The organism is Algoriphagus jejuensis, from assembly GCF_039523455.1.
Classification (GTDB): domain Bacteria; phylum Bacteroidota; class Bacteroidia; order Cytophagales; family Cyclobacteriaceae; genus Algoriphagus; species Algoriphagus jejuensis.
Map to the genome: position 1 here is coordinate 87,453 of NZ_BAAAFI010000048.1, position 15,941 is coordinate 103,393.

The 15,941-nt window shown below is 45.1% G+C and carries 16 protein-coding genes; 7 read left to right on the top strand and 9 right to left on the bottom strand.

Annotation, left to right across the window (positions count from 1 at the left end; genetic code table 11):
* Window position 1 precedes the first annotated feature (1 nt).
* The 6 genes from dapB to pyrG all read right to left on the bottom strand — a co-directional run bounded on the left by dapB (window position 2) and on the right by pyrG (window position 6,689).
* Window positions 2-724 carry a 4-hydroxy-tetrahydrodipicolinate reductase gene (dapB, locus tag ABD031_RS20445; RefSeq protein ID WP_343854695.1) on the bottom strand — a complete coding sequence of 241 codons (723 nt, stop codon included), beginning with the start codon at window positions 722-724 and terminating at the stop codon, window positions 2-4.
* The gene (locus ABD031_RS20450; protein ID WP_343854696.1) at window positions 724-1,341 is read right to left on the bottom strand and encodes a DUF5683 domain-containing protein; all 618 of its coding nucleotides are present in this window, start codon (window positions 1,339-1,341) and stop codon (window positions 724-726) included. The genes dapB and ABD031_RS20450 overlap by 1 nt, the downstream gene beginning before the upstream one ends.
* Window positions 1,342-1,344: 3 nt before the next feature.
* On the bottom strand, window positions 1,345-2,253 hold the full coding sequence (locus ABD031_RS20455) for a ParB/RepB/Spo0J family partition protein (protein WP_343854698.1): 909 nt from the start codon (window positions 2,251-2,253) through the stop codon (window positions 1,345-1,347).
* A 2-nt stretch (window positions 2,254-2,255) separates the two neighbouring features.
* Window positions 2,256-3,038 carry a ParA family protein gene (locus ABD031_RS20460; protein WP_343854699.1) on the bottom strand — a complete coding sequence of 261 codons (783 nt, stop codon included), beginning with the start codon at window positions 3,036-3,038 and terminating at the stop codon, window positions 2,256-2,258.
* Window positions 3,039-3,238: 200 nt separating this feature from the next.
* Window positions 3,239-5,029, bottom strand: a complete 1,791-nt coding sequence (gene yidC, locus ABD031_RS20465; RefSeq protein WP_343854701.1) for a membrane protein insertase YidC — start codon at window positions 5,027-5,029, stop codon at window positions 3,239-3,241.
* Between the two features lie 40 nt (window positions 5,030-5,069).
* Window positions 5,070-6,689: a CTP synthase gene (pyrG, locus tag ABD031_RS20470; protein WP_343854703.1), complete on the bottom strand. Its 1,620-nt coding sequence runs from the start codon at window positions 6,687-6,689 to the stop codon at window positions 5,070-5,072.
* Window positions 6,690-7,014: 325 nt separating this feature from the next.
* Between pyrG and ABD031_RS20475 the strand changes: the two genes are divergently transcribed.
* Both ABD031_RS20475 and ABD031_RS20480 read left to right on the top strand, forming a co-directional pair.
* Window positions 7,015-7,788, top strand: a complete 774-nt coding sequence (locus ABD031_RS20475) for a hypothetical protein (RefSeq protein ID WP_343854704.1) — start codon at window positions 7,015-7,017, stop codon at window positions 7,786-7,788.
* A 123-nt stretch (window positions 7,789-7,911) separates the two neighbouring features.
* The gene (locus ABD031_RS20480) at window positions 7,912-8,316 is read left to right on the top strand and encodes a hypothetical protein (protein WP_343854706.1); all 405 of its coding nucleotides are present in this window, start codon (window positions 7,912-7,914) and stop codon (window positions 8,314-8,316) included.
* A 52-nt stretch (window positions 8,317-8,368) separates the two neighbouring features.
* Here the strand turns inward: ABD031_RS20480 and ABD031_RS20485 are convergent, their stop codons facing one another.
* Together ABD031_RS20485 and ABD031_RS20490 are read right to left on the bottom strand one after the other, a co-directional pair.
* A complete protein-coding gene (locus ABD031_RS20485; RefSeq protein ID WP_343854708.1) occupies window positions 8,369-8,785 on the bottom strand; it encodes a hypothetical protein in 417 nt (138 codons plus the stop codon).
* Window positions 8,782-9,357, bottom strand: a complete 576-nt coding sequence (locus ABD031_RS20490) for an RNA polymerase sigma factor (RefSeq protein WP_343854710.1) — start codon at window positions 9,355-9,357, stop codon at window positions 8,782-8,784. The genes ABD031_RS20485 and ABD031_RS20490 overlap by 4 nt, the downstream gene beginning before the upstream one ends.
* 109 nt (window positions 9,358-9,466) lie before the next feature.
* Here ABD031_RS20490 and ABD031_RS20495 point away from each other — a divergent pair, with 109 nt between their 5' ends.
* From ABD031_RS20495 to ABD031_RS20515, 5 genes are all read left to right on the top strand, one after another.
* Entirely contained in the window at window positions 9,467-9,802 is a 336-nt protein-coding gene (locus ABD031_RS20495; protein WP_343854712.1) for a DUF6249 domain-containing protein, read from the top strand.
* 119 nt (window positions 9,803-9,921) lie between these two features.
* Window positions 9,922-10,395: a hypothetical protein gene (locus ABD031_RS20500; RefSeq protein ID WP_343854715.1), complete on the top strand. Its 474-nt coding sequence runs from the start codon at window positions 9,922-9,924 to the stop codon at window positions 10,393-10,395.
* Window positions 10,392-11,840 carry a CCA tRNA nucleotidyltransferase gene (locus ABD031_RS20505; RefSeq protein ID WP_343854716.1) on the top strand — a complete coding sequence of 483 codons (1,449 nt, stop codon included), beginning with the start codon at window positions 10,392-10,394 and terminating at the stop codon, window positions 11,838-11,840. The genes ABD031_RS20500 and ABD031_RS20505 overlap by 4 nt, the downstream gene beginning before the upstream one ends.
* A 3-nt stretch (window positions 11,841-11,843) precedes the next feature.
* The gene (locus ABD031_RS20510; protein ID WP_343854718.1) at window positions 11,844-12,551 is read left to right on the top strand and encodes a tetratricopeptide repeat protein; all 708 of its coding nucleotides are present in this window, start codon (window positions 11,844-11,846) and stop codon (window positions 12,549-12,551) included.
* Window positions 12,552-12,739: 188 nt separating this feature from the next.
* Window positions 12,740-14,164 carry a purple acid phosphatase family protein gene (locus tag ABD031_RS20515; RefSeq protein WP_343854719.1) on the top strand — a complete coding sequence of 475 codons (1,425 nt, stop codon included), beginning with the start codon at window positions 12,740-12,742 and terminating at the stop codon, window positions 14,162-14,164.
* A gap of 306 nt (window positions 14,165-14,470) precedes the next feature.
* Here the strand turns inward: ABD031_RS20515 and ABD031_RS20520 are convergent, their stop codons facing one another.
* Window positions 14,471-15,868, bottom strand: coding sequence for a S41 family peptidase (locus tag ABD031_RS20520; protein ID WP_343854721.1), 1,398 nt, complete (start codon window positions 15,866-15,868; stop codon window positions 14,471-14,473).
* Window positions 15,869-15,941: the final 73 nt, after the last annotated feature.

The window sequence follows — 15,941 nt, forward strand, 5'->3', positions numbered from 1 at the left end:
TTCAGAAAGATAGAAAATCGTCCATGGAAAGCACTCCTTTTCGGCCTTGGATCCACTCAGCAACTAAAACTGCGCCAAGGGCGAAGCCCTGTCGGCTATGCGCGGTATGGGTGATCTCAATTTCGTCGATTTCAGAGCTGTAGCGGACAATATGGGTTCCTGGAGCGGGGTCGATCCGCTTGGCGGTGATGGGCAAAGACTGTTCATTTTCGGTCGATTGTCCGACCAAGTGCCAGTCGTTTAGCTGCTCCACGTTTTTGAATATTCCTTCGGCAAGGGTGATTGCCGTGCCGGATGGAGCGTCCTTTTTTTCCGTGTGATGGATCTCTTCCAAAGTTGCTTTGTAGCCACTGGTTTCGTTCATCAGCTTGGCCAAAAACTCATTGACCTTGAAGAAAATGTTGACTCCAATGCTGTAGTTAGATGCGTAGAAGAAAGCACCGTTTTGGTCGGCGGTCAATTTTTCGATTTCGGTCTTGCGTGAGAGCCATCCGGTGGTGCCGGAAACGACCGGTATTGCGCGCTCCATGGCCCAGGCGATGTTTTCGACGGCGGCTTCGGGTTGGCTAAATTCGATCGCGACGTCAATCGTTGATGCATCTAGATCGTTCAGCTCGTCACGGTTATCTATATTGATTTTGGCTGCTAGCGAATGACCCCTTGACTCAGCGATTTCGCCGATGATCTTGCCCATCTTGCCATATCCGAGGATAAGTATGTTCATTATTTGAATTGTAATTTCAGTGTTAGTCCCATGGTAGTGCTTGACGATGCGAAAGTACCCACATTTGGTTCAAATTTAAGAGCTAAGTCATCGGAAATGTCAAATCCCGAGAGGTGGGCGTCGACATTGGCATCGATGAGGTTTAGCGCGTAGATGCCTAGCAGTAATAAAATCGTCAAGTCTCGATTTTGCCGCCAATAGTCCACGTTTCGCACCAAAGCCTCTCTATTGAGTGAGGGGAATTGACTTTGATCGCCGTCGTCATAGGCAAAAAGTGCCTCTCGAAAAGTCTGATACCGCTTATTATTGTAGCCGATGAAGTAGATGTCTGTCATAAAGCCTGCATAGAGCAGAGGGACTTTCCACGCCTTCCCATTGTACACTTGGCCGGCTCCTGGAAGAATCGCAGAGAGGATTGTAGCCTTTTTTGGATTTTTAGGAAGTGAGGAATAATCAGGCTTTTCCTTTTTTTCGCTCTGTCTGGACACGGCCGTATCTGCTTCGGTCTGATCTTGGGAAAACGCCGGGCTTGACAGGGAAATTACCAAAAGCAAAAGCCCCAGGAAAATCCATGGGGTCTTGAGTTTTGATCCAGTATCGAAAAACGAGGCGTCCAATCTTTAAATAATTTCGAGGATTTCGAGGATCCTGTTGAGGTCTGTAGCCGAATTAAATGGTATTTTGATCTCTCCGCGGTTTTTATCATCAGCTTTCAAACCCACTTTAGTCCCAAAGTGAGAAGCCAGACGTTGTTGGATTTTGTTTATCTCGTATTTGCGGACTGGGTCGATCCCTTTTTCCGAGGTTTCTTTTTGCTTGCCCTCACTGAGCGCCTTTACCAGCGCTTCAACTTTGCGGACGCTTAATTCTTCCTCTACGGCCTTATTGAAGATGGCCAATTGCTTGTCTACATCTTCCACGTTGATCAGCGCTCGGGCGTGGCCCATGGAGAGTTGCTGGTCTCGGATAGCTGCCTGAATGGTGGGAGGCAACTTCAGAAGGCGGAGGTAGTTGTTGACGGTGGTCCTATTTTTACCGACCCGATCTCCGAGTTCTTCTTGCTTCAGATTACACTCGGCAAGGAGGCGCTGGTAGGAGTGCGCGATTTCAAGGGCATTCAGATTTTCCCGTTGGATGTTTTCGATCAGTGCCATTTCCAACATTTGCTGGTCGTTGGCAGTGCGTACATATGCAGGAATCTGAGTCAAACCGGCAAGCTTGGACGCCTGAAAACGACGCTCTCCCGAGATCAGTTGATACTCGTTGGGAGCCAGCTTTCGGACAGTGATCGGCTGAATGATCCCCTGCACGAGGATGGAGTCCGCCAATTCCTGAAGCGCGTCTTTATCGAAATAAACTCTCGGCTGGAAAGGATTGACTTGAATTTCTGTAAGTGGAATTTCGAAAATACCTGCTCGCGCGATCTCTGGGAGGATGTCCGAGGATTTGTGCTTTGCCGGGCTGTCTTCCAGCAGTGCTCCAAGTCCTCTTCCTAATGCACTTTTTCGGTTGGGTTTATTATCTGCCATGCTTAATTAATCACTTTTTGAAGGTCGTTTTTCTGGGCTATTTCCCCGGCCAGATTAAGATACGCGATGGAACCTTTTCCTTCAGCGTCAAACGCAATGACCGGCAAGCCAAAGCTTGGAGATTCGGAGAGCCGGACATTTCTAGGTATAATCGTATCAAATACCATGTTTTTGAAATGTAGTCTTACCTCATCCACTACTTGGTTGGATAGTCTCAGACGGACATCATACATGGTCAGTAGTATACCTTCTATTTCCAGATCTTGATTAAGTCGAGTCTGAATGATCTTGATCGTGTTGAGCAATTTACCCAAACCTTCCAAGGCAAAATATTCGCACTGCACCGGAATGATTACCGAATTGGCAGCTGTAAGCGCATTGATAGTAAGTAGACCCAAGGATGGCGAGCAATCGATGATGATAAAGTCGTAGAGCTCTTTCAACGAAGAGATGACTTCTTTCATTTTTTCCTCCCGGTTTTCCATATTGATCATTTCCACTTCCGCACCGACCAAGTCTATGTGAGAGGGAACGAGCTCCAAGTGATCGATGGAGGTTTTGAGGATGATGTCTTTGACGTCTGTCCCATCGACCATGCACTCGTAGATGCTGGTGTCGATCGCTTTTGGATCATGTCCTAGGCCTGAGGTAGTGTTGGCCTGAGGATCAGCATCGATGACCAGGGTTTTGAACTCCAATACAGCTAGGCTGGCGGCCAAGTTCATGGCGGTGGTGGTTTTACCCACTCCGCCTTTCTGGTTGGCTATGGCAATTATTTTTCCCATGGTTTAGTTAGAGGGTAATTTGACTTCAATATTAATCAAATTCAGGTCTTTTCCTTTGGTAGGTTTTTCTTTTTTTGGCCTGGGGGCGAGGTGAGAGTCCGTTAAAATATTTAAAGACAGAAGATTAGCGGGATTCATTTTGAGGCATTTCGATAGATCGCTGCGCAAAAAAAAGAGCTCCTTTCAAAGCTCCTTTTTTGTTATTTTTTTCGGTTGTTGTCTGCAGCTTTCATTGCATCTTCCAGCTTCTGTTGAAACTTAGATTTCTTCTTGTTTACGTTTTTGACCTTGCTTTCGTCCACTTTCGCACGGATTTTAGCATCATCCACAAAGAGCTTGATCAGCGCCTGCTGACCAAATGTAACGACGTTGGAGACGAAGTAATAGAAGCTCAATCCGGCCGGGTAGGAGTTTAAGATAAACATAAACATCACTGGCATGATATAGCCCAGGTTTTTCATTGGCCCGGTGGCGGTCGTCAACTGATTGTTGAAATGGGTGTAAATAATCTGTGAGACAGTCATCAGCAAAGTGAACAAGCTGACGTGGGATCCATAGAACGGAATAGTGAACGGCAACTTGATAAACTCATCGTAAGTCGACAGGTCATTAGCCCACAGGAATGATTCTTGACGGAGTTCTACGGCATTTGGGAAAAAGAAGAACATCGCAAACAGAAATGGCATCTGCAGCACCAGAGGAAGACATCCTGAAATCGGACTTACACCCAGCTGCGAGAAGAGCTTCATCTGCTCCTGCTGCATCTTAGTCGCGTCATCTCCATATTTCTCTTTCAGCTCGTCGATCTCAGGCTTGATCACCCGCATCTTCGCCATTCCGATGTAGGATTTGTACGTCAGCGGGGACAGGGCGAGCTTGATCATCAAGACGATCAGGATGATGATGATTCCGTAGTTGTTGAAGTATTTTTCCAGAAACTGGAACAAGTGAACGACAATGTATTTGTTGACCCAGCTGACAAAGAAGTAGCCCATGTCGACGTTTTCTTCGAAGCCATCGGTTACTTTTTTCAGGGTGTTGTATTTATCCGGGCCGAAATAGAAACTAAAATCTGCCCTGCCATTTTCCAGAGGAATGGCCAACGAAGCTTTCATAGATCGGACGATCGAAGAATCTGTCGGAGTGGTTTGGGCCAGACTTACATTTTGGAACACAGAATCTGCGATAATGCCGGCGGTGAAAAAGCGCTGGCTAAAGCCGATCCATTTCACGGGTTCAGCAGCCTGCTCTTCTTCTGGGTCATTGCCCGCGCCGAGATTTTCATATGATTCTGACGCTAGGTAATAGTTGAGTCTTGTTTGTCGCCTGGATTCTCCAAGGTCTTTTTCCTGAGCTTTGACCTGATCTTCCCAAGTCAGATTTAAGGCGTTGCCAGTAAAGAGCCCCTGAAAACGATCGATTTCCATCCTCTTTTTTACGACATAGCTTCCATCTTCGAGGGAAAAGGTGTGGACGATCTGTCCGGCGCCTGTCCTTGCCGAAAGAGTAAGGGTCTGGGTTTTGACGCCTTCATTTGCTACCTCAGTCAGTTCTGGACTGAAGTAGAGATCTGCCATGTTTACGTTTCCTTTGGTGCTTTCCAGCGTGAAACTCATGTTGGAACTTTGCTCGTCCAGTAGCGCAAGCGGCTGCTGATCCCAGCTTTTGTACTCCTTGAGGATGACCTGTTTGATCTCGGCGCCCTTGGAGGAGAGTGTGACGCTTATTTTGTCGTTTTCCAGTACGATGTCCGACGCAGTTCCTGTTGTGAGGGGAGCAAGCAATCCAAATCTTGATGTACGCTGTGCGTCTATCAAACTATCTGGAAGTACGTCTGTAGGTGAATCCTGAACGGTCGCCGAAATCTGTGATTCAGTCTGGGGGAGGGTTTCTTCCACAGCCGGGAGTTCGGGGCTGCTCGCAAAAAAGAGCGAATAGACCAGAATGACCGCTGCGAAGAGTATCAAACCAGTTGCTTGATTTTTATCCATGGATGTTTTTTTCCTTGCTAAATGACTTAGCGCAATTCAATTACTTTACTTTTTTGTTGTCTATGGCTGCCTGAATGAACTTGACAAACAGCGGCTGAGGATTCAGGGCGGTGCTTTTGTATTCTGGATGGAACTGAACACCCATAAACCAAGGGTGGTTTTTCAGCTCCATGATTTCTACCAGTCCAGTGTCTGGATTTTTGCCGGTGGCAAACAATCCTGAATTTTCTACCTGCTCTAAGTAGGCGTTGTTAAACTCATATCTATGGCGGTGGCGTTCATGAATTTTGGTCTTGCCGTAGGCCTGAGCCGCCTTGCTTCCTTTTTTGAGGTCGCAAGCATACGAACCCAATCGCATAGTTCCACCCATTTGATCGATTTTCTTTTGCTCCTCCATGAGGCCGATTACGGGATGCGCCGTGTTTGGATCCATTTCGGTAGAGGTGGCGCCTTGTAGTCCTAGGACGTTTCTGGCAAATTCAATGACAGCTACTTGCATCCCGAGACAGATGCCAAAGAATGGAATCTTATTCTCACGGGCATATTTCACCGTTTCAATCTTTCCCTCAAACCCTCTTTCTCCAAATCCAGGAGCGACTAAGATACCATCCAGTTCGCTGAACTTTGTTTCGAAGTTGTCGGTATGAATTTCTTCTGAAGAAATGAGTTTCAAATGAACCTTGCACTCTACAGCCGCGCCGGCGTGGATGAAAGATTCGATGATAGATTTATAGGAATCTGGCAGGGAGACGTATTTGCCGATCAATCCGATGGTGACTTCCTGAGTTGGATTTTTAAGTCTGCCCAAAAAATCCTTCCACTGGTCCAGGTCTGTGTTGGTTTTTGAAGTCAGTTTCAACTTTGACATGACGCGCTCGTCAAGCTTTTCTTTTTTCATCAAAAGCGGCACATCATAGATCGATTCGGCATCCATCGCCTCGATTACGCTGTTTAGCTGTACGTTGCAGAATAGCGCGAGTTTTTTCTTGACATCTACCGGTAGATGGTGCTCTGTACGGCAGACGAGGATGTCTGGCTGAATTCCCGCTTCCAGCAGTTGCTTTACAGAGTGCTGCGTAGGCTTAGTTTTTAGTTCTTTGGCAGCGCTGAGATAGGGAATCAGCGTCAAGTGGATCACCAAAAAGTTGTTTGGGCCAAGGTCCCACCGTGCCTGACGTACTGCTTCGATGAATGGTAAAGATTCGATGTCGCCGACGCATCCTCCTATTTCGGTGATGACGACGTCGTATTTGCCGTCTTCACCTAATTTGTAAAAACTGGTTTTGATTTCGTCGGTAATGTGGGGAATCACTTGAACAGTTTTTCCCAAGAATTCACCTTTTCGCTCTTTCGTGATGACGTTGTTATAGATCCTGCCGGTGGTGATGTTGTTACTCTGCGACGTAGTCACATTCAAAAAACGCTCATAATGGCCTAAGTCCAAATCGGTCTCTGCGCCGTCATCAGTCACGTAGCATTCCCCGTGTTCGTATGGATTGAGCGTCCCAGGATCAATGTTGAGGTAGGGATCGAATTTTTGGATGGTTACAGAAAATCCTCTGGCTAGCAGCAGTCTGCCCAATGAGGCGGCAATGATGCCTTTTCCGAGGGATGAGGTAACACCTCCGGTGATGAAAATGTACTTGGTGGATGAGCCCATAAGAATGGAGACGGGTGATTTTGATTGGAATCTTATGGGGCTCAAAATTAGGGAAATTTCCTGACTTGACTTCCGTTCTCTGATTTCATTTTTGAGGAATATCTCACTATCAGTCGAGGTGCACGCTAGTCGAGTACAATGTGTTTTGCGACAATACGTGTCATTTAATTTTTTGTTTGATTTAGCCAATCTATCTTAGCCTAGTGATCTCAAGCGAGTTGGATAGTCAGAGATGAGTTTTTTTTATATAATTCATTTAGGTCAAAAAAGAGAAAGCCGGAATGTTGGAATGTAGAAAAAGAAATAAAATAAAGGAGAAACAGCTATGAACTTAAGAAACAAAAGTATCGTATTAGTCGACCAACTTCAGGGGAAGGAATCTAAAGCTTCCTCTATCTTGATTATGAACAGTTGCGAGGTGGTCACATTGGATCCGGAAAAGTTATTAATGGAACAGGACTGGACGAGGTTTGAGGATGATGTCGATGTTATTAAAAAGATCTATTCTCATGTTTTTGAAGAGGTGGTGCTAGCCAATAAAAAATTAGCTTGCTTCTGGCCACTTTCTGAGCAATTTGGTAGTGAGTGGTTTGAATTGACAACATTGTGTAAAGCAAATGATTATGAACTAGAAGTTTATAAAAATTATCTTTTCGACATTGATAGTAGTTATGGTCTGGGAGGAGAGATAATCCGGGCGTGGAAGAAATTTGTATATTTTTTGATCGAGTCACTGTTGGCGGATATCGAGCTAACCGAGGGTTTGGAAGAGATAGGGACGCTGACCTCAGCTCATGATTCTATTGTTTTGTTTCGGTTGGAGTATGACGATGAAGTGAAATATACGTTTGCTTTCAATTTTGAAGATTCATTGAAGGTGTCGACTGAGCAATTCGTCTTTGATACTGAAAACTCCTTGCCGGAATTCAGGTCATTTCCCGAATTGCTATTGAAACTTCTGGCGAATATAGACCTTATAGGGTATCAGGCTGCATTTTCGGATCCTCATCTCGAAAAGACTTATTTTAACACACTGATGCAGGAATTCAAATCAAAAAATCTAATTGAGTCTTGGCTAGAGACCTACTCTTTGAATTAATTATCGAGTTAGCTATAGCGTGGAATTTTAATTTTGTGAATATTTATTAAAATCTATTTATTCAATAAAAATCTATTTATATCTTGCACAGATCTTTATTGACACAAATAAATCTTCACAGAAATGAGAGAACTAATTAAAGAAGCTATTGCTGATCTAAAAAGAACTGATGGCTTTATCTATGTAACTGCAGACGGTAAAAAAATTGACCTTCATGAAGCAGCAGCAAGAGGAATTGCAGTGACTCCAGTAAATCCAAAAGATGAAGTAATCAAAAAGCTTGAGGCAGCTGGATTGTTTTTGACAGATGGAAAATTCGTTGGAGAGTTGACTGATCTTATTGCAACATTGAGCGGTGGATCATCTTCAAAGGGTTCGGGTAAAAGAAGAACCTTTTCTGATTCTGAGAAAAGCAAGATTGTAGAAGAGTGGCAAAAGGTAGAAGCCGCCGGTAAAAAGACCAAAGCAGCTTTTGCAAGAGAAATTGGTGTTGGTTATCAAACCTTTATTAACTGGTTGAAGAGCTAATTGAATTGAAAGTATCCTACAAAAAAAGACAGCAAATGCTGTCTTTTTTTGTTTAAGCCCCGGCTCGATTGTCTCGTAGCTTACTTACAAATACTAGAAAACTCATTATGAAAAAGATAGCAAGTCCCAATTGGAATTGAATACTTAAATCAAGCGTTGGAAAGTTAATATCAAACGCATCGAAGTGAAGCATCGGAAGTTTGAGTTGGGGGAATTTATCAAGTAGTGTACCTGCTTCTCGTGAATCGGGTGATGAGAAAATCGTCCATGCGACAATAGATGAGATGAAAACCAAGATCATCTTCCACCCGAGCGGAGCAATGACAGGTTGATAGCTATCCGTCGTCGGAGGTAGGGTTTCGATTTTTTTCAAAACAGAAAGATGAAAATCTTCTCTTGGCGTATCCATGCCGACTTCTGTAACCCACCTTTTCATTGAATCAAGTGGATCGTTTTTTTTAGGATTCATAGCAGCCCAATTAATTCCTTGTTGGTTATTTTTTTTAGGTTTTGTTCCAAATGCTTTCTTCCTCTATAAAGCTGGACTTTCACATTTGACTCAGAGTTACCGGTAATTGTTGAAATTTCTTTGATAGATTGATCGTCGAGGTAGTACAAGGTCAAGGCCGCTGCCTCGGCGGGATTGAGCATTTCAATTCCTTTTTTCACTAGGGCCGCCCTTTCGGCACGTTGTAAGAGCTCCAATCCGTCCAGAAAATCAGGAGGGTCATGCTCGTTTTCCAGAATGTCTTCGATCAGGGTAAAATTTCTTTTGGTTTTTCGCATCCTTGCAAGGCACTCATTATAGACCACGCGATACATCCAAGTGGTGAATTTTGATTTGCCTTCAAATCCGGACAGCGATTGATAGACCTTTACAAATGTGTCCTGTGCAGCTTCCTGTGCTTCTTCCGGGTTTTTTAGCATTCTTACGGCTAGGGTATAGACTAGGCGTTGGTGCTTTTGTACCAATTGCCCAAAAGCCTGCATGTCACCCTCGCGGGTAAGCGTAATGTAATGATCGTCTTCCAGGAATTGCATTTAGTGGTTAGATGCAGGTAGTACAGAAAAAGTTACAAAATATTTTTTAGCTCCATATGTAACCTTTGTTTTCCGGAACGCATCCAATGGGTAAACAAATCATAAAAACATGCAAGAAGAAATCTTAATACCGCTGATCATTTTCTCCGCCATATTCGGAATGGTCTACGTATTCCTTACCACGCGCAACAAAGAGCGGCTTGCGCTCATTGAAAAAGGAGCAGACGCTTCCCTATTCAATACTGGGAAAAAAGGCGGAATCGGTTCAATTGTACTCAATTTGGCCTTATTGGCCATCGGTATCGGGATTGGTGTCCTGGTAGGTGCAGGTCTTGAAAGTAGCGGAATGAATGGGGATGTTTCTTTTCCAGCGTGCATTTTCATCTTTGGCGGACTGGGCTTAGTGACTAGTTTTTTTGTCAGCAGAAAATTAGAGAAAGAGTAATCTAAACCAACTCGGAATTCAAAAGAACCTCCTCAAATCAAGGGGAGGTTTTTTTGTGTTTCAGATTTTAGCCGCTCGGGACAGATAATCTGATTATTTTTACACCAAAATTTGAGATTTTGGATCAGCAAGCTATTGTAAAGACTTTCCGTGAAAACGGAGAGGTAACTATCAAAGAGGGAAATGGGAAAATCCTGAGACTTTTGAAGATGGACGCCTGGAAGCCAGAAATGGGCGAGAATTGGATCGTTCTTTTATTTGACCTGTTTCAGATTCGCTCGATATGTATGCCTTTTTCGGAAGTTTCACTGGATATCGTGGAGTTTGGAAACAAGCCAACGATTTTCCACAGTCCGGTGAATACGGTTATCAAAAACTGCCCAAGCGAAAACGGGAATGTCCAATTTTCGCTGATCAGAGAGCCCAACTGGAATAAATTGCTTTTCGCGATCTCACAGCCGGTTCTTTCGAAGATAGATTCGAACTTGGAGCAAGCTGATTTTCATACGGAGTTGTATTTTCCACTTTTGGGGCCTTCTACGAAAGAGATGTTTTTGGGGCCTGAGGGAGAAGTAAAAATGATTGCTCGATGAATTTCAAATCAAAGTTAGACGAGAATGATATTTTTGAAAAAGTAGGAGCGGCGGGTGCTCGTTTGGGTATCAAAACCTATTTGGTCGGAGGATTTGTCCGAGATCTCATTCTTAATAGGCCGAGTAAGGATATTGATTTTACCTGCGTTGGAAGCGGCATCAGTTTAGCTCAAGAAGTTGCCAGATCTTTTGATTCACATGTTCCGCTGTCAGTTTTCAAAAACTTCGGCACAGCGATGCTCAAACTGGAAGACTGGGAGCTAGAGTTCGTAGGAGCAAGGAAAGAATCCTACCGACTGGAATCCAGAAAGCCCATCGTCGAAGACGGGACACTGGAAGAGGATTTGGAGCGGCGCGATTTTACGATCAATGCCATGGCGATTTCGCTCAATCCGGAGAATTATGGGGAATTGATCGATCCGTTCGACGGAGTGGGTGATATCAAGCGGAAACTCATCAAGACGCCACTGGAGCCTGGAATCACCTTTTCCGACGATCCGCTCAGAATGATGCGGGCAGTAAGATTTGCTTCGCAACTCACCTTCGACATCGATGCCGATACCTTTTTTGCGCTTACAGAGAATGCACCTCGCCTACAGATTATTTCCGCCGAGCGGATTATTGTCGAGCTCAACAAAATCGTAGAAACTCCGAAGCCTTCTTACGGGTTCAAGTTACTTTTTGCCTCCAAACTGCTCCATGAGTTTTTTCCCGAAATGGTCGAACTCCAAGGAGTAGACTCGGTGGACGACAAGTCTCACAAGGACAATTTCTACCACACCCTACAGGTGCTGGACAATGTCTGCACGATGACTGAAGATCTTTGGCTGCGCTGGGCGGCGATCATGCACGATATCGCCAAGCCGGCAACCAAACGCTTCAATCCCAAGGTGGGTTGGACTTTTCACGGCCATGAGGATAAGGGTGCACGCATGACTCCTTCGATTTTTCGCAGAATGAAGCTGCCAATGGATGAGCGGATGAAATACGTACAGAAGCTCGTGCGGCTGCACCTTCGTCCTATTGCCCTAGTCAAAGAAGAAGTGACTGATTCGGCATTGCGGCGACTGCTATTTGATGCGGGCGATGACATCGACGATCTGATGAAGCTTTGCCGTGCGGATATCACTTCCAAAAACAACAAAAAAGTCTTGCGCTACCTCGAGAATTTCGACAAAGTCGAAGAAAAGCTGAAAGAAGTAGAGGGTAAGGATCAGATCCGCAATTTCCAACCGCCGGTCAGTGGAGAGGAAATCATGGATATCTTTGGTCTTTCTCCCTCTAAAATCGTCGGGGAAATCAAGGAAGAAATAAAAGAAGCTATATTGGAGGGCAAAATTCAAAACAATCCAGAAGCCGCCCGAAAACTAATGTTTGACATTGCCCGAGAGAAAGGCATAGCTCCTGTCGATAACAAATCAAATCATCAAGAAAACAACGATTAAACAATGAAGCGCACATTCATCCTGCTGCTACTGGCCTTTTGTGCCGGAAATCTTGCTGCCCAAACCGCAAATGACTCACTGCCCAAACTGGACCCGAAATTGAAGGCGACGCTGAATGCGATGGATCAGGCGGCCTATCAAATCGCGATGTCGTACAGCGATCCGACAATTGCAAAGACCAAGCTGTTTGATCTGATGGTCCGCAATCCAGAAGTCATCCGTTACCGAGAGGCGCTTGCAAATTTGTATTTCGATTCACAGCAGTATCCTTCTGCAGCTTTGGTCTCGATGGATATCCTTCAGATCAATGACAAAAACACCGGTGCGCTGGAAATTGCCGCCTATTCACTGGAGCAATTGGGCGCTTTGGATCGGGCCTTGCCACATTTCGAAAGCCTTTACCTCCTGACCGGGGATAATTTCAGCCTTTACAAATCGGCGTTTATCCAGTACAATTTAAAACGCTACGAGGAAGCGATGAACTCGGTGACTATGCTGGTGAAAAATGCCAAAGCGGACGAGAAAATCGGATTTCCGAAGTCCCAAACCGAAACTCAGGAGATCAGCATGAAAGCTGCCGCCCTTAACCTAAAAGGCTTGATCTACTTGGATCAAAACTCTAAAGCCGAAGCTAAGACTGCGTTCAATGAAGCAATAGCCTTGGATCCGGCTTTTGATCAGGCGAAGGAAAACCTGAAAAAGACGAATTGATCAGTAGCTAAAAAGTCTCAAGTATAGAAACCGGCCTCGCGCCGGTTTTTTTGTTGAGGTTACCTCAGGGTCATCAGATTTTTAAGCCTGTGTAAATTTTTATGAATCGGTTCGACAAAGCGTAAAAAATGAATAGATTGAAGTCCTAGCCGTATCGTCGACTCTTCTGCTTAACCCAATTCTTACTCATGTCCTCCAGAATTCTACTCGCTTCTTCGTTTTTATTTTTCTTCACCACTCAGCTTTTTGCCCAAGAGACAAAGGAGTACAAAGAACCTAAATTTCATTTTGACTGGTCTAAGCCGTCCGAGTATGCTGACCGGATTGTGTTAAACTTTGGGCAGAATCCTTCCTCGGAGGTTAACGTGACCTGGCGAACAAACTCGGATACCATACCGGCCTTTGCGGAAATAGCCATAGCCACGGCAGCACCTAGGTTTTGGAAAAATGGAAAAACCATTGAAGCGAAGACGGAGGTGATGGATGCCGGTGCAGTTCCGACGGCTGAGGTGGTTTCGTATTACCATTCAGTTGAGTTCAGAGATTTATTGCCTGACACGACTTATGCCTATCGGGTAGGAGATGGGGAGCGTTGGAGTGAGTGGTTTCAGTTTCAGACGGCTTCAGCCGAAGCAGATGACAAGTTTTCGTTTCTCTATGTAGGAGATGCTCAAAATTACGTGTTGGAACTTTGGTCTCGATTGATTCGGGAGGGATTCAGGAAGGCTCCGGATTCGAAGTTCATCATCCACGCCGGCGATTTGATCAATACGGCGCATCGGGAGCAGGAGTGGCATGAGTGGTTTACTGCGGGAGGTTTTATTCATAGCATGATTCCCTCGATGCCAGTACCCGGCAATCATGAATACCGCGCAAAAAATCAGGAGGAGACAGACCAGAAAGTAAGGAGCCTCTCTGTTCAATGGAAGCCACAATTTACATTGCCACTCAATGGGCCGGAAGGGCTGGAAGAGACCGCCTACTACATGGATTATCAGGACGTAAGGTTTATTTTCTTGGATTCCAATAGGGATCATGAGCTTCAGGCATCTTGGCTTGAAGATATCCTGACGGAAAACCCCAAAAGCTGGACAATCGTGAGCTACCACCATCCCTTGTTCTCTGCTTCCAACGGGAGGGACAACGAGGGCCTGCGAAATCTCTGGAAGCCGATTTTTGATAAATATAAAGTGGACTTGGCACTCCAGGGACACGACCATGCTTACGCTCGGGGTAGAGTAGCTCCGGGAGAAAATGTAATGAATGGATTGAATATGAAGGATGTCACCGGGACGGTGTATGTCGTGTCAGTCTCTGGTGGGAAAATGTACGATGTCGGGGATGATTGGACCGAAAAAGGAGGACAGCGTGACCGTACTGCCGAAAATACCCAGCTTTTTCAAGTGATTACGCTAGAAGGCAATCGACTGAAATTTGAATCCTTTACCGCGGTGGGAGAGCTGTATGATGCATTTGAATTGGTAAAAGGAGAAAACGATCTGAATCAATTTATTGAACTCAGAGTCAATGCAGTTCCAGAAAAAACTCATTCCAATACCATTCCCTATAAAGAATATCTTAAGGGAAAATCATTACGGCAATCGTGGAAGTGATCAGGGAAAGGAGGAAGCTCAACAGCAGTATTTTGGAATAGTTGGATTCCCAATGGAGTTTTTCGCTACTGGGTTGACTGCGAACCAAGCGTTTTATAGGTTTTATCGCCTGCTGTACGATAGCTAAGCATCCCATAAAGTACACGGTCAAAAGAATTAAGAAAGTCGCTGCTGTTTCCATTCGCCAAATTTAGAGAGACTAGGCTTAGGAAAAACCCATCGGGATAGACTTAACAATTTGTTAACCTGTAGATTGAACGGTGTTTCGGATAGGGGATTGACAGGTTTTTTGGAAATAGTGCTTCTCTAGTGCTGTGAGACGGATTCCTTGATCACCTGATTTTCGATCAGAGTTCCATATCTGATTTTCCCGTCCAGCGTACTGCCAATGTCTACGCGGTCTAGCTGACGAAATCTCGCTGGCGACGGCTCTCCGGTGATTTGAGAAATGGCTGTCCGTAGGAGCAACTCATTCACGTCTCCTAAGGGTAGTAAACGTTCGCTTGTCTCCAATGCTATCGTATTGGGGGAGAATCCCTGCGTGTAATCCGATTGATCCAGGCTGTTGAAACTCTGAGAGACGATCGGCAAGATGCCGTAGTGATTTTGTGCATTTTCTTCGTCCTCAAACGGGATCGAGCCGACATTTTTTCCAGTGGTGACATTGCCGATCAGGTACACATCCATATAGGGTTTTAGCCCATTGATGATCAACTCCGAAGCAGATGCGGTTCTCGCCGAGGTGAGAATGTAGACTCGATTTTCGCTCAGCGGTCCGATATTCTGAGATTTCGCAAAAAATGGTGTTTGGACGTTGTTCAGATTTGAAAACTGGTCCATGAGGTAGCTGTTGTATTTTGTCTTCGAAAAGATATTCGCAGCGGTCACTCCCGGAGCGATCAAACTGGCAAGATTAACCGCAGAGGTAACGAACCCGCCGCCATTATACCTGAAATCCACAATCAGGTGATCGATATTTTCTGCTTTAAAGTTGGAAAAAATGGCATCTATCTCATCGTCATAAGCGGTGCTGTTGGAGCTTGGCCCGGGAGAGAAGAAATGGTATACCAGATAGCCGATTTTTTCATTGTCGATGGTATAGGTAGTGTCCAGAAATATTGGATTTTCTGCCAATTGTACCGAGGTAAGCGTCGCGTCAGGCATTGCCACAAATGCCTCCCTGAGCTCGTCAAACCTCATGTACGAAATCGTATGCATTTCATCCAGCTCGCCAAGCAGCTGCCGGTAGTTGCTTACGGTCATCAGCGTTCCGTTGATCTTGGTGATCACGTCGCCGCGTCTCAGATCGACGTTGGAACCAGGGCTGTTTGCTTTGACGTAGGTGATTTCGGCTACGACATTGCTAGTGTCGGGATTTCCTCTATAGAGTATAAACTCGTATCCGGACTCGAGCGTCACTCCATTGAGCGAATTGATCAGTTCCTGGTAGTCAGGATAAATCACCGAAAATCGGTCTGTGGGTCGATTGAGTAAGGCTTCGAAGTAGTCTTCTGGCTCAGCATTTTTAGAAATAGGTGTTCCGAGATCATCCAGCCAGAGATATACCTCGTCCATCACATTGGATATCCATTCGTTGACAGCAGCATTTGAAGCGGGATCAAGTTGAGGTTGATCGTCTTCATTCTGACAGGAAAAGGCTAGAGCAGCGATGAGAGGTATATAGAATGGTTTTGAAAGCCTCATGCTTAAATTATTGGTTACAGGCAAAACGTCGTTTGGCTGGATCTTGTTTTGTCGGTAGGGAGATTTTTGATTT

Bases quoted from the DNA above. Each gene is read 5' to 3' on its own strand.
- dapB (WP_343854695.1), bottom strand. From the start codon at position 724: ATGAACATACTTATCCTCGGATATGGCAAGATGGGCAAGATCATCGGC.
- ABD031_RS20455 (WP_343854698.1), bottom strand. From the start codon at position 2,253: ATGGCAGATAATAAACCCAACCGAAAAAGTGCATTAGGAAGAGGACTT.
- ABD031_RS20460 (WP_343854699.1), bottom strand. From the start codon at position 3,038: ATGGGAAAAATAATTGCCATAGCCAACCAGAAAGGCGGAGTGGGTAAA.
- yidC (WP_343854701.1), bottom strand. From the start codon at position 5,029: ATGGATAAAAATCAAGCAACTGGTTTGATACTCTTCGCAGCGGTCATT.
- pyrG (WP_343854703.1), bottom strand. From the start codon at position 6,689: ATGGGCTCATCCACCAAGTACATTTTCATCACCGGAGGTGTTACCTCA.
- ABD031_RS20475 (WP_343854704.1), top strand. From the start codon at position 7,015: ATGAACTTAAGAAACAAAAGTATCGTATTAGTCGACCAACTTCAGGGG.
- ABD031_RS20480 (WP_343854706.1), top strand. From the start codon at position 7,912: ATGAGAGAACTAATTAAAGAAGCTATTGCTGATCTAAAAAGAACTGAT.
- ABD031_RS20485 (WP_343854708.1), bottom strand. From the start codon at position 8,785: ATGAATCCTAAAAAAAACGATCCACTTGATTCAATGAAAAGGTGGGTT.
- ABD031_RS20490 (WP_343854710.1), bottom strand. From the start codon at position 9,357: ATGCAATTCCTGGAAGACGATCATTACATTACGCTTACCCGCGAGGGT.
- ABD031_RS20495 (WP_343854712.1), top strand. From the start codon at position 9,467: ATGCAAGAAGAAATCTTAATACCGCTGATCATTTTCTCCGCCATATTC.
- ABD031_RS20505 (WP_343854716.1), top strand. From the start codon at position 10,392: ATGAATTTCAAATCAAAGTTAGACGAGAATGATATTTTTGAAAAAGTA.
- ABD031_RS20510 (WP_343854718.1), top strand. From the start codon at position 11,844: ATGAAGCGCACATTCATCCTGCTGCTACTGGCCTTTTGTGCCGGAAAT.
- ABD031_RS20515 (WP_343854719.1), top strand. From the start codon at position 12,740: ATGTCCTCCAGAATTCTACTCGCTTCTTCGTTTTTATTTTTCTTCACC.
- ABD031_RS20520 (WP_343854721.1), bottom strand. From the start codon at position 15,868: ATGAGGCTTTCAAAACCATTCTATATACCTCTCATCGCTGCTCTAGCC.